The 12,705-nt window shown below is 61.1% G+C and carries 7 protein-coding genes and 4 pseudogenes; 5 read left to right on the top strand and 6 right to left on the bottom strand.

The genetic code is table 11. The features are described 5' to 3' along the window. The 4 genes and pseudogenes from WM40_RS08685 to mctP form a co-directional block, all read left to right on the top strand. Positions 1 to 321, top strand: a pseudogene (locus WM40_RS08685) (MFS transporter); the annotation flags it as partial. 164 nt (positions 322 to 485) lie between these two features. Continuing rightward, the gene (locus tag WM40_RS08680) at positions 486 to 1,382 is read left to right on the top strand and encodes a class I SAM-dependent methyltransferase (RefSeq protein ID WP_024901531.1); all 897 of its coding nucleotides are present in this window, start codon (positions 486 to 488) and stop codon (positions 1,380 to 1,382) included. Between the two features lie 397 nt (positions 1,383 to 1,779). Next, positions 1,780 to 2,022, top strand: coding sequence for a DUF3311 domain-containing protein (locus tag WM40_RS08675; RefSeq protein ID WP_024901530.1), 243 nt, complete (start codon positions 1,780 to 1,782; stop codon positions 2,020 to 2,022). Next, on the top strand, positions 2,019 to 3,569 hold the full coding sequence (gene mctP, locus WM40_RS08670) for a monocarboxylate uptake permease MctP (protein ID WP_024901529.1): 1,551 nt from the start codon (positions 2,019 to 2,021) through the stop codon (positions 3,567 to 3,569). Before WM40_RS08675 ends, mctP begins: the two co-directional genes overlap by 4 nt. 85 nt (positions 3,570 to 3,654) lie before the next feature. Here mctP and tal read toward each other — a convergent pair whose 3' ends face one another. From tal to rsxB, 4 genes and pseudogenes are all read right to left on the bottom strand, one after another. Continuing rightward, positions 3,655 to 4,611 (bottom strand): transaldolase, encoded by a 957-nt coding sequence (tal, locus tag WM40_RS08665; RefSeq protein WP_024901528.1) that lies wholly within the window; start codon positions 4,609 to 4,611, stop codon positions 3,655 to 3,657. 276 nt (positions 4,612 to 4,887) lie between these two features. Beyond that, positions 4,888 to 5,319, bottom strand: a complete 432-nt coding sequence (locus WM40_RS08660) for a DUF1841 family protein (protein ID WP_024901527.1) — start codon at positions 5,317 to 5,319, stop codon at positions 4,888 to 4,890. Positions 5,320 to 5,648: 329 nt separating this feature from the next. After that, a pseudogene (gene nth, locus WM40_RS08655) lies at positions 5,649 to 6,284 on the bottom strand (endonuclease III); the annotation flags it as partial. 134 nt (positions 6,285 to 6,418) lie between these two features. Beyond that, positions 6,419 to 7,135, bottom strand: a pseudogene (gene rsxB, locus WM40_RS08650) (electron transport complex subunit RsxB); the annotation flags it as partial. Between the two features lie 434 nt (positions 7,136 to 7,569). Between rsxB and WM40_RS31290 the strand changes: the two are divergent. Next, positions 7,570 to 8,202 (top strand): annotated as a pseudogene (locus WM40_RS31290) (TetR family transcriptional regulator); the annotation flags it as partial. 517 nt (positions 8,203 to 8,719) lie between these two features. Here WM40_RS31290 and WM40_RS08640 read toward each other — a convergent pair. Both WM40_RS08640 and WM40_RS08635 read right to left on the bottom strand, forming a co-directional pair. Continuing rightward, on the bottom strand, positions 8,720 to 10,168 hold the full coding sequence (locus WM40_RS08640; protein ID WP_024901523.1) for a polyhydroxyalkanoate depolymerase: 1,449 nt from the start codon (positions 10,166 to 10,168) through the stop codon (positions 8,720 to 8,722). A 121-nt stretch (positions 10,169 to 10,289) separates the two neighbouring features. Further along, positions 10,290 to 12,245: a glycoside hydrolase family 15 protein gene (locus WM40_RS08635; RefSeq protein ID WP_024901522.1), complete on the bottom strand. Its 1,956-nt coding sequence runs from the start codon at positions 12,243 to 12,245 to the stop codon at positions 10,290 to 10,292. Positions 12,246 to 12,705: the final 460 nt, after the last annotated feature.

Here is a 12,705-nt window from a genome sequence, read left to right as displayed (position 1 = left end):
ATTGCCGTGTTGATCGTGTTGTATGTGGCCTTCGGTTTGGGCAACGGCGCCACGTTTCAGCTCGTGCCGCATCGCTGGGCGGGCCGTACCGGTTTGTTGTCGGGCATCGTCGGTGCCGCGGGCGGGATCGGCGGCTTCTACCTGCCGGTCGTGATGGGGATCGCGAAGGAAAGCACGGGCAGCTATCAGATGGGCTTTGCGACTTTCGCGGTGTTGGCGGGCCTGGCTTTCCTTGCCGTGGTCGCGCTGCGCCGCGCCTGGTTGGGCTGGTCGATGCGTGCGCATGAAAGCGGCGCGCCGCACGTTCACGCCACCGAGTAACGATGCGACGTCGCCCGCGCGGCGTTGATGCGACCCCTCTGGCGAAAAACAACGAGGCCTTGCTGAAAGTGACACGGATCGGAGTGTGTCGGAATGCTATCCTCTCGGTCGCGCATCGCTGTGACCGCGCATTGCCCTGTTCCGCCCGAGAGGTCTTGTACCGCATGAATCCCCTGATCAAACGCGCGTCCGCCGAAGCACGCGCCTTCTCCCGCGCCGGGCGCAAGCCCCGCAAAGCGATGCCTGACGATCTCGCGCGCGCCGACCTGTCGATGCGCCACGCCACGCCGCGCACCGAGCCGCGTTTCGCCCCGGTGACGTTCTCGGAAATGGCCGGCGTGCGCTTTCTCCATTTCGGTACCGAATGGGTGCAGGGCGCGATGCGGCTGCGCAAACCGTACGATCTCGAGCTGGAATACGCGCAGCAGATGATGGCCTGGCTGTTGTTCCTCGACGCACCGGCGCACATTACCCAGCTCGGACTCGGCGCGGCGTCCCTGACCAAATGGTGTCATCGGTTTCTACCGGCGTCGCGGGTGGAAGCCGTCGAGTTGAACGCCTCGGTCGTGGTGGCCACGCGCAGCATGTTCGGCCTGCCTGACGAGGACGACCGGCTGCACGTCGTGCATGCCGATGCCTGGGATTACGTTCATGACGCCCGTAACGGCGGCCGTATCGGGGTGATGCAGGTCGATCTTTACGACGCCACGGCGCGCGGCCCGGTGCTGGATACCGCCGCGTTCTACCGTGCGTGCCGTCTCTCGCTGTCATCGCCGGGTATGTTGACGGTGAACCTCTTCGGCGACCATCCGAGTTTCGCGCGCAACATGCGCAACTTGTCGGCCGCGTTCGACGGACGCGTCATCGCCTTGCCGATCATCCATGATGGCAATCGCATCGCGCTGGCGTTTTCCGGGCCGCCGTTGTCGTTTCCGTGGGCTTTTCTCGAGGAAAGGGCGAAACTGTTGCAAAAAACCTATCGTTTGCCCGCTATCTCGTGGGTCCGAGCATTACGGGAAGCGTCTGGCGACAGTCAGGGTATCGAAAGTTTCTCGATTTGATTTAGAATGCATCCCCGATAGGGATGCTTCACAAAACTGTCCCGCCCCGTCGTTTCCCCGCCGCGCGGGGCGCCACCTTACCGGTAGGCGTTTCGCGCCCAACTGGCACCGGATCGGCACCGAACCGGTGTCGGCCTCGTTGTCGGCTGGCTGGTTTTGCGCCCTCGACACCCAGGCCACGAGCCCCGGCAAAAGTGCGCCATGATCGTGGGCAAACCGATCCCCGCTGATTGTCGCGTTGCGATGAGGACCGGTGAAGCGGCGCGCTAGTCGATTGCCACGCGCCCGTGCCCAGATGACGATCTCGATCGTCGATCGGCTCATTTTCATACTGTTTTGCGGTCTCGACGCTGCCGCGCCACGCGGCTGCCCTGCGTCGTTGCCGTTGGAGAATTCCATGTCGCGCCCGGACCCGTCCGCTGCACGAGCCAAGCATTGGCTGTGGCTTCTGCTGGTGCCCTATATCGCATTGATGTGGGTGCCGTTCTACAACAAGATCGAACCCACGCTGTGGGGCTTTCCTTATTTCTACTGGTATCAACTGCTGTGGGTGGTGCTGAGCGCGACCATCACCGCCATTGTGTATTTCAAGACGAAGCGCTATTTCCTGAGCCGGCGTCAAAAGGGAGAAGGCGCATGAATGTCATTGCAACCGCGGTATTCGTGCTGTTCTTCGTCGGCGTCACCATCGTCGGTTTCATGGCCGCGCGGTGGCGTCGCGGGGATCTGGCGCTGCTCGATGAATGGGGTCTGGGCGGTCGCCGTTTCGGGACCATCGTCACCTGGTTTTTGCTGGGCGGGGATCTCTACACCGCCTATACCTTTGTCGCGGTGCCCGCCTTGGTATTCGGTGCCGGCGCGATGGGTTTCTTCGCGATCCCGTATTCGGTCCTGATCTATCCGTTTGCCTTCGTCGTTTTTCCGAAGTTGTGGGCTGTCGCCAAGAAGCATGGCTACATCACCGCAGCGGACTTTGTCCATGCGCGCTTCGGTAGCCGCACGCTGGCAATGCTGGTTGCCGTCACCGGGATTGTGGCGACAATGCCGTACATTGCGTTGCAACTGGTCGGGATCGAAGTCGTCATCGGCGGCCTCGGCTTGCCCACGCATGGCTGGGTGGGTGAATTGCCGTTGTTGATCGCCTTCCTGATCCTGGCGGCGTACACCTATACCAGTGGCCTGCGCGCGCCGGCGATGATCGCCGTGGTGAAGGATGTGTTGATCTATATCGTGATTGCCGCGGCGATTATCGTGATTCCGGCGCAATTGGGCGGTTTCGGGCATATCTTTGCCGCGGTTCCGGTTGAAAAGCTGATCATGAAGGCGCCGGACACGACGAGCTTGAATGGCTATAGCGCGTATTCAACGTTGATGATCGGCTCGGCCGTGGCGGTATTCCTGTATCCTCACTCTGTCACGGCACTGTTGAGCGCCTCGTCCGGTGGTGCGATTCGCCGTAACATGGCGATGTTGCCGGCGTACTCGATCGTACTCGGTCTACTGGGCTTGCTGGGTTTCATGGCTCTGGCATCCGGTGTCAAGGATATGCCGGAATTCGCGCCGTACTTCAAGGTCTACGGGCCGAACTTCGCCGTGCCGGCGCTGTTCCTGCATTATTTCCCCTCGTGGTTCGTAGGCGTGGCATTCGCGGCAATCGGTATCGGCGCGCTGGTGCCGGCCGCCATCATGTCGATCGCGGCGGCAAACCTGTACACGCGTAACATCCATCGTGTGTTCATCAATCGGAACATGACGGGCAAGCAGGAGACCGACGTGGCGAAGCTGGTGTCACTGGTCGTCAAGATCGGTGCGGTCGCCTTCATCGTTTTCCTGCCACTGCAATTCGCGATTCAATTGCAGTTGCTCGGCGGTATCTGGATCATCCAGACCTTGCCGTCGATCGCGCTGGGCTTGTTCACGCGTCTGCTCGACTATCGTGGTTTGATTCTCGGCTGGCTCGCCGGCATCGTGACCGGTACGTCAATGGCCGCGTCGCTGCATTTCAAGAGTACGACGTTTATATTGCATATCGGCGGCATGGATGTCCCGGGCTATGCCGCGGTATGGGCGCTGATTGTCAATCTGGTCGTCTCGATTGTCGCCAGCATCGTGATTCGCGCATTGAAGCTGAAGGGTCCAGAGGATCGGACCCGCCCGGAAGACTATCTCGAAATGGCGGAGCATTAAGCCAAAAAAAACCCCGATGCGTGGATTGCGGTCCAACGCTCGGGGTGTCGTGCAATCGCCGGCGCCACGCTAGCGATTGCAGGCATCACTTCTGGAGTTCGACAATCAGCTTTTCCAGTTTGACCGCGTCGGCGGCGAACTGACGGATGCCTTCAGCCAGTTTTTCCGTTGCCATCGCGTCGTCATTCAGTGCAAAGCGAAACGATGCTTCGTCGACTTTGACGCGAGCGATATCGGCCGATTTCGACGCCGCCGGGTCCAGCTTACGCGCCACGGGCTCGTTCGAATCCTGCAGTTTCTGCAACAAGTCCGGGCTAATCGTCAGCAAGTCACAGCCTGCGAGTTCGGTGATTTGCGAGACGGTACGGAAGCTGGCGCCCATCACCTCGGTCGGATGGCCGAACTTCTTGTAATAGCCATAGATGCTCTTTACCGAGCGCACGCCCGGATCGTTCTCACCGCCGTCGCGTGCTTCATCCCAGTTCGAACCGGCGCTCTTCTTGTACCAGTCATAGATCCGGCCGACGAACGGCGAAATCAGCTTGGCCTTTGCCTCGGCGCAGGCAACCGCTTGCGGGAGCGAGAATAGCAGGGTCATATTGCAGTCGATGCCTTCGGCCTGCAGCTTTTCCGCCGCGCGGATGCCTTCCCAGGTCGAGGCGATCTTGATCAACACGCGCTTGGGATCAACCCCATAACCCTTGTACGATTCGATCAGCGAATGCGCCTTTTTAATGGTCCCTTCGGTATCGAACGACAGGCGCGCATCTACTTCGGTCGACACACGGCCCGGAATGATCTTCAGGATTTCCTGCCCGAATGCAAGGATGAGCTCGTCGATGATTTCCGGCAGCGGCTTGTTCCGATGGTCGCGCACGGTTTTTTCGAGTAGCGGCCGGTATTCTTCCTTCTGCACGGACTTCAGGATCAGCGACGGGTTGGTCGTGGCGTCCTGGGGTTGGTACTTTTCGAGCAACCGGAAGTCCCCTGTGTCGGCGACCACCGTGGTGTACTGCTTGAGCTGGTCTAACGATGTCATGATCAGGCCTCCTTGTTCAGTGCTGGCGAGTGCGCCGGACAACGGCACACCGGATGATGTTCTACTGGCGTAGGCGCGTCGTCGGTATTCAACGACGCGCGGTGATCTGCTGCGCGGTCCGGCCGGTGGCCTACGCCACCGACATGGCTGGATGACCACGATCTACTCCCACTATTGTATGCCGCAACGGAGGCTGGCGCATGACGGGCCGCCCGAAGGGATTTTCAGGAACCCGCTCCGGCGTAGCGCGTAAGGTCATCCAAGCGCCGCGCCGCGCGCTCAGTGCCGGCTGGCGCGTCTATGGATGCGCTGGAGGTAGGCGGCGGCGTCCATTTCCGTGCGGTTGCGCTGTGCTTCCCAAATCGTCTCGCCGAGGCAGTCGATGATCTCGTGCTGCGCCGCGTGGGGATCGTCCAGACGCGAGGTCAAGGCGTTGTAGGCGGCGCGGATTCCCGGCGGCTGGTCAATCGATAACTGCTCGGATACGGCCAGATGCAGCGACAAATGCAGGAAAGGGTTGGCTGCCCCGTTTTCCGGCGTATAGTCGCGCGACACGGCCTCTGGATCTTCAAGCGCGGGGTGTGTCTCCGGGTGGTCGAGAATCCAATCGGCGGCGATCGCCTCCATGGGCGTGAGGATTTCGCCTGCGCGGCGCTTACGCCAGGTTTCGCAGAAAAAACGGCGAACATCGTCTCGGCTGGGGTCGAACATGGTGGTACCCAGGATCAAACCGATATTTTACGCTTCGCGGCGATTTGCCGCGCCTTTGCGCCGGCTTCTCCGGAAATGCTGATTGCTTGGCGTGGCACCGCTGATTTTTTGGGCGCCGCTTGCTTGGGTTTTACCGTTTTCGCGGTTGGGGTTCCCGCTGTTGCGGCGGTTGTCGTTTTCCCGGCACCGGTCGTGGCGGTCTTCGCGGTTTTCTTTAAAAGCTTGTCGCCCTCCAGGGCGGCCGCCATTTGTTCCGGGAGGGTCAGGCGCGGCAATGTCTTGGCCTGATTGGCCACTTTCATTACCTGACGCATGTTTGCTTCGTCAGATGGGGCAGGGGTCTTGTCGCGATATTCGCAGAGAGGCTCGATTGCACAGTGCCAGCATTCCGGCCTGCGCGCCTTGCAGACGTAACGGCCGTGAAGCAGCAGCCAATGATGCGCGTCGTGCAGGAATTCGTCCGGCGTGAATTTGACCAGCTTGGTCTCCACGACAGTGACGTCCTTGCCGGGTGCCATGCCGGTACGGTTGGCGACACGGAAAATATGGGTATCGACGGCAATGAGCGGATGCCCGAACGCCGTGTTCAGGATCACATTCGCCGTCTTGCGTCCTACGCCGGGCAGCGCTTCCAGCGCTTCACGGTCTTGCGGCACCTGCCCACCGTGCTTTTCCAGAAGCAAATTGCACAGCGCGATCAGATTGCGCGCTTTCGTCTTATACAGACCAATTGTCTTGATGTATTGCGTCACGCCGGCTTCACCCAGGGCGAGTATCGTGGCCGGCGTGTTTGCCACGGGGAACATCTGGCGCATGGCCTTGTTGACGGAGACGTCCGTTGCTTGCGCGGAGAGCATCACCGCCGTCAGCAACTCGAACGGCGTGTTGAATTCCAGCTCGGTCGTCGGATGGGGATTCAGTTCGCGCAGGGTTTCGTAGATTGCACGGCGCTTGTCGGCGTTCATTCTGATGGTTCCTGAAGGGCGAGGCAGACAGGGGTAAGCAGCGGGAGTCGGCAGGTAAGAACGGCGGTCCGGCGCGAAAGCTAGGCGCCGGGAGGTTTGGGCGTCGTTGCGGCGTCGTCGGGTTGTCCCGACGTACGCCGGGCACGGGCGCGCTCCAATGCCGCCTGAATGATTGCCTGCTTGCGGGCCCGTTCGTGTGCTTCTGCCGCGGCGTTCTCATCGGCCGCAGCGTTTCCGGATCGGTCCGGGTCGGCGGACGCCGACAGGTTGCCACTCACGGCGGGTGGGGACCCTGCCGCGAGCCGCGCCTGCTGTAGCCGCCTTGCCGCGCGGTCATCGGCGGCTTGCTGCTCGGTCACCAGGCGCGCATTGCGCCGCGCATGCTGATCGCGTGCCGCGCGCGCTTGCGGTGCGGACCATGCATCCCAGCCAGTTGCCTCGCCGGTTACCGGAATCATCGCGATACAGTCGACGGGACAGGGCGCGACGCAGAGGTCGCAACCGGTGCAGGCCGCATCGAGGACCGTGTGCATGAGCTTTGCCGCACCGACAATGGCGTCCACGGGGCAGGCCTTCGCGCAGAGCGTGCAGCCGATGCACAACGATTCGTCGATGATGGCGCGGGGCCGGGGCCGCTCAACGCCGTGCGAGGTATCGAGCGGCTTTTCAGGGCGGCCGAGCAATCGCGCTAGCCGTGCGACGCCTTCCTGACCACCCGGGGGGCATTGGTTGAAGTCCGCGCGGCCTTCGGCGATCGCGCGTGCATATGGCATGCAGCCGTCAAAGCCGCATTTCGTGCATTGGGTTTGCGGCAGCAGGTCGTCGATGCGCTGCGCCAACTCGGGTATCACGGGGTCTGTCCTGGAAATTATCGGCGTGCGCGTCGTACGGTCGCGCGACGGGGGTCGCTTTTATCGCGGCCTTCCTGCGCCGCCTGTTTATGGGCATATTATCCGCTATTTGTGGGACCCCATGCAAAAAGCCATACGTTCCTCCGGGTGCGCGGCTTGGGAGTGCAGCATTGTCGCTTCATGCCGCATCGGCGCAGCAAATCATCTCTGTTGCGCGATCCCAGGACGCCTGGTGCATGGGTCGAAACGGCCGAAACCGGATCATGCATAAGGCTAGTCCTAACCGTGCATGCCATAATCGGCTCTTCATGATGAAGATAAGTGATACGAACGAATGGTTTTCGGGAAAGCGGGCGAAGCAATGATCGATGCTGCGGCTGCGAGAATGGGCTTTGCGTGCTTTTAGGCATCAACTTGCTAAAAAGGAGGAGACCATGACGCATGGGCTTGCGTTACACAATAATAGCCGGCGCGACCCGGCCGGAACGCGACATCGCATTCTGACAGCCGCGATCGAAGAGTTTCGCTGTGGTGGCCTGGCGGGTGCAAGGGTGGATAGCATTGCGCGGCGGGCGCAGACCAATGAAAGAATGCTGTATTACTACTTCGGCAATAAAGAGCAACTGTTCGTTGCCGTCGTGGAAGATGTGTACCGGAAATTCGCCGAAGCGCAGGCCGGCATGGATCTCGGCCATGAGGCGCCAGAACGCGCGATGCGGCGTTTCGCGCGATTTGTTTGGGAGTACTGTTATTCTCATCCAGAGGTGGTGCGGGTCATCAACAACGAGAACCTGCAGGAGGGCGTCCATTTGCGCGCGTCCGGCGCACGCAATGCGATGCGGCCGGTCATCACGGCGTTGCGGGCCTTGCTGGATCGGGGCGCCGCGGCAGGCGTATTTCGTCCTGGGGTCGATGCACTGCATTGCTATCTTGCGATCTCGGGACTCGGTTATTACCTCGTTTCAAACCGTTTTACGCTGCACGCGGCCTTTGATCGAGACCCCGCCGATCCGGTGGAGCGCGAGCATTTGTTGACACTGCATCTCGACATGCTGCTGGCCTATCTTCGCTGCGGTGTCGAGGCGTCTTTCGAGCGCGCGACAGGTCAAGCGCTGGATCCAACATATCATGTGCCGCCACGTGCGACGCCGCTCGCAAATGCCGATGACGAGAGGTCGTCCATCGCCCATACCGCCATGCCGGCAGGCGATGCGCCAGCGATGGTGGCGGAGCAAGGAATGGGGATCACCACGGCGGCTGCGTCCAGGTCGTCGAGTGCGTCTTTTTTCCCGGGTATTGCACAACGTGGAGAAATGATGGGCGTGGGAAATGGCGATGTATCGCGCGTTGCCATGATCGGGCGGGCGTCTGGCGCCTTATCCCCTTCCGCGCATGCCCATAGGGCGGCGCCAGCGGATTCGACGATGATGAAGGAGGCCGGGGGCATGACCGGGCCGACCGCCACGGCGTCATCTATTCCAGCGGGTGATGCGACTTGCCAGGCACCGTCACCCTCTCAGCCGCCGGCAGAGCCGGCGTCCGTTGCAGACGCCGCGGCGGGGGGCCGAACCGGGGTGTTCTGGCCTAAGAGTCGCTTCCCTTCGTTGTAGCACGGGGGGGCTTGCCATTGCCTGACGCAACGGCGGTCGACCCATTCGAGGGACGTGTCGTCTTGCGTGCCGTACGAGCGGGCGCCACCGCCACGTCGCCTTCATCGTCGATGCTGGAAGACCGATGGCCGCCTGACTGGGGCGGCGTGCCCTCATCGTGCGCCTCGTCTTTGCGGCGCTGGATTTCCGCTTCCGCGATGAAGTCTCGAATACGGGGATAGACTTGGCTACGCCAGCGTCGTCCGGAAAAGATGCCGTAATGTCCGGCCCCTTCGGCGGTGTAATGATGCTTCCGCGAAGCGGGGATGCCGCTGCAGAGTTCATGCGCCGCGCGCGTCTGGCCGTCGCCGGATATATCATCGAGCGCCCCCTCGATGGTCAGCAAGGACGTGTGCCGGATTGCTGCAGGCCTTACGTGCTCTCCGTCGACATCCCATGTTCCCTCGGCAAGCCCGTATTCCTGGAACACCACCCGGATGGTCTCCAGATAGTATTCGGCGGCCATGTCGAGCACGGCGTTGTATTCGTCGTAAAAGCGGCGGTGGGACTCGGCGTCCTGCTCGTCTCCCCGCACGAGGTCCAGATAAAAGTCCCAGTGTGATGCCAGGTGTCGTTGCGGATTCATTGCGACGAATCCGGTGTGCTGGAGGAATCCCGGATACACTTGCCGCCCGATGCCGGGGTAATGTGCCGGCACGGTCCAGATCACATTCGTTTCAAACCATTCGAGGCTGTGCTGGACGGCCAGCGAATTGACGGCGGTGGGGGATTTGCGTGCATCGATCGGACCGCCCATCATCGTCATTGTCAGCGGCGTGTCCTCGCCGCGTGCCGCCATCAGCGAAATAGCGCCCAGAACGGGCACGGTGGGCTGGCACACCGAAATCACATGCAGCTTGCGTGCGCCGATGAAACGGATGAAATGCTCGATGTAGTGGACATAATCACTGAGATCAAAACGGCCTTCGGACAATGGCACCATCCGTGCATCGGTCCAATCAGTGATGTAGACCTTGTGGTCGGCGAGCAGTGTCAGCACCGTATCGCGCAGCAGGGTCGCATGATGGCCTGATAACGGCGCACAGACCAGCACCGAAGGATCATCCTTCAGCTCGACGATGGTGTCGTGATCGTCCGTGTAACGCTTGAACCGCAACAGTCGGCAGAACGGCAATTCAAGGACCGTCTGCTGCACGACGGGGATCGCCCGGCCATCGCGCATAATATGATCGATACCGAAAGCCGGTTTTTCATACTCCTTGCCGAGGCGGTGCAGCAGCTCGAAACCGGCTGATGATCGACTGGCACCTGGTACGAAAGCCAACGGATTGGCCGGATCGGCGAAAGCCTTTGACGCCATGTCTGCCCATGAACTGAGCGGTGTCAGCAGCGCGCGCTGCCATTCAACGAGTTGATACAGCATCGTTCGGCCCTCCCTGATCCAGCGCGGGCCGGCCGAGGCTTGCGCGCAGTGTTGATTTCACACCGCAACGGGCGGCGTGTGCCGGATAATCCGGCGAGATTCCGGCAGCCATGCAGCATGGCTAGGCCGCCGACGTTTCCTTATCCGATGAATCGCGATGCGCCGGCGCGTCCGTGGACGCTCTCGTTTCCGCGCGCTCGGCGGTTGTTCCTTCTGTCGCGGCGTGCTGGCCCGTGACGGCTTGCACGAATGCTTCGTTATGCTGCATTAAATTCATGCCGGTATGCACGAGCGCCACGTGCGAAAACGCTTGTGGGAAATTGCCGACCTGGCGTTGGGTTTTCGGGTCGAACTCCTCGGCCAGCAGGCCGACGTCATTGCATAGCGATAATAAGCGTTCATAGAGCGCGACGGCTTCTTTATCGCGGCCCTGCAAATGATAGTTGTCCGCAAGCCAGAAGCTGCAAGCCAGAAAGGTGCCTTCGCCCGGTGGCAAGCCATCGGCGGTTTCATGTGTGCGATAGCGCTGTACCAAGCCGTCCACCGTCAGGTCACGCGCGATGGCGTCTACGGTCGAGACGATCCGCGGATCGTCCGAAGGGAGGAAGCCAAGGGTAGCCATCAACAGCAGGCTCGCGTCCAATGCTTCGCCACCATAGACCTGCGTAAAACTTCCCACCTTCGGGTTATACCCTTTCTCGCATACATCGGCATGTACCTGGGCGCGCGCCGCGCGCCATGTATCGAGCGGACCTTCCAGTTGGAATTCCTCCGCGGAACGAATCGCGCGATCGAACGCGACCCACGCCATCACCTTGGAGAAGGTGAAGTGCTGGCGACCACCGCGCACTTCCCAAATTCCTTCATCCGGTTCGCGCCATACCAGTACCAGGTGGTCGACCAAGGCCCGTTCGACAGCCCAGGCGGTATCGTCGGCAGGCAGGCCGCCCACGCGGGCAACGTGCAAGGCGCTGATCACTTCACCGAATACGTCGAGTTGCAATTGGTCCACGGCCCCATTGCCCACTCTCACCGGTTTGGCGCCTTGATAGCCTGGCAGCCAATCCACTTCCCATTCCGGCAGGCGGCGTTCACCGGCAATGCCATACATGATCTGTAATTGTTTCGGAGAGCCGGCAATCGCACGCGTCAGCCAGGCGCGCCAGGCCGATGCTTCGTCATAGTAGCCGGCACGCATCAACGCCAACAGGGTAATCGTCGCGTCGCGCAGCCAGCAATACCGATAGTCCCAATTACGTACGCCGCCGAGTTCTTCCGGCAGCGACGTGGTGGCGGCGGCGACGATCCCGCCGGTGGGCTCGTACGCAAGCGCCTTCAATGTGATCAGCGAGCGTCTGACGTGTGCGGCCCAGGGCCCCGTCACATTGCATTGCGCGGCCCAGTCGCGCCAATACGTCTGCGTCCGGGCCAGCGTCGAGCGTGGATCGCTTGCCGGGGGGAGCGGATGGTGCGATGGCGCGTACGCCATCACGAACGGCACGGTGTCGCCCTCGGTGACCGTAAACGTCGCACGGGTCCGCAGACCTTCACCGTTCATCTCGACCGGGGTGCGCAGGACGACCATGTCCGGTCCGGATATGGCGCGCACGCCGCTACCGTCTTCCAAACGACTCATCCATGGAACCGCATAGCCGTAGTCGAAACGCAGGGTCAGATCCATCTGCATGTCGACCGAGCCGGATTGTCCGACCACCAGACGCACGATCTCTGACCAGCCGTTGTGCATCGGCATGTAGTCGATGACGATCACGCTGCCCGAAGGGGTGTGATATTCGGTCTCCAAGATCAAGGTGTCGTCACGGTAACGGCGGGATTGTGCACGCAGCGTTTCCTTCTGCCCGGCTACGGCATTGTCTTGTGTGATGGCGTGGCCCGATATCGCGGCAAGTGGCGCGATCTGCCACCGGCCGTGCCGTGGCTCGCCCAGCAGGGCGGCAAAGCAGGCAGCGGAGTCAAAACGCGGCCAGCACAGCCAGTCGATCGACCCGGTGCGATCCACCAGCGCGGCGGTCTGGCCGTCGCCGATCAGCGCGTAATCTTCAATATTGGATGGCATTCAATATCCCAATGTCAGAAAGGTGGATGCCTTTGTCGTACGGGCAGCACCATGCTCCTACAATCGTGGAACGTGATGACGCCGCTATGACGCATTCCTCTCAGAATACGCTTTTGCTGCAATGCAGTGTCGGTTGCGTGTGCGTTTCCGCAACGGCTGTAAGGAATGCTTTGGGCAAAAAAAACGGCCCGCATCGGTTTCGATGCGGGCCAACGGCCGCCGTCTCACGGGGGCTTGACGGCGGTAAACCTGAAAAGCCACCACATGGATCGCAATGGGGGTTGCGCATCATGTGGTGTAAGGCACAGGCGCTTTCCAGGGAGAAAAGCGCTTGTGCCTACCGTTATAAAAGCAATCTGTGTGCCAACGTAATGCCTTGCAACGATTGGAAAGAAATGGGGCGCGTGGCTTATTGTTTATGGCGGCGCGTTGGCGATTCTGGCTGCGGTTATCAAGGGAA

Source organism: Robbsia andropogonis, from assembly GCF_000970345.1.
Taxonomy (GTDB): Bacteria; Pseudomonadota; Gammaproteobacteria; order Burkholderiales; family Burkholderiaceae; genus Robbsia; species Robbsia andropogonis.
Note: the sequence above shows the minus strand (reverse complement) of the source record. Positions and strands in the feature narration are given on the sequence as shown.

What these genes read in the sequence shown, in the direction of transcription:
- WM40_RS08635 (WP_024901522.1), bottom strand. Translation starts at nt 12,245, where the DNA reads ATGCCATCCAATATTGAAGATTACGCGCTGATCGGCGACGGCCAGACC.
- WM40_RS08660 (WP_024901527.1), bottom strand. Translation starts at nt 5,319, where the DNA reads ATGTTCGACCCCAGCCGAGACGATGTTCGCCGTTTTTTCTGCGAAACC.
- WM40_RS08680 (WP_024901531.1), top strand. Translation starts at nt 486, where the DNA reads ATGAATCCCCTGATCAAACGCGCGTCCGCCGAAGCACGCGCCTTCTCC.
- WM40_RS08675 (WP_024901530.1), top strand. Translation starts at nt 1,780, where the DNA reads ATGTCGCGCCCGGACCCGTCCGCTGCACGAGCCAAGCATTGGCTGTGG.
- mctP (WP_024901529.1), top strand. Translation starts at nt 2,019, where the DNA reads ATGAATGTCATTGCAACCGCGGTATTCGTGCTGTTCTTCGTCGGCGTC.
- WM40_RS08640 (WP_024901523.1), bottom strand. Translation starts at nt 10,168, where the DNA reads ATGCTGTATCAACTCGTTGAATGGCAGCGCGCGCTGCTGACACCGCTC.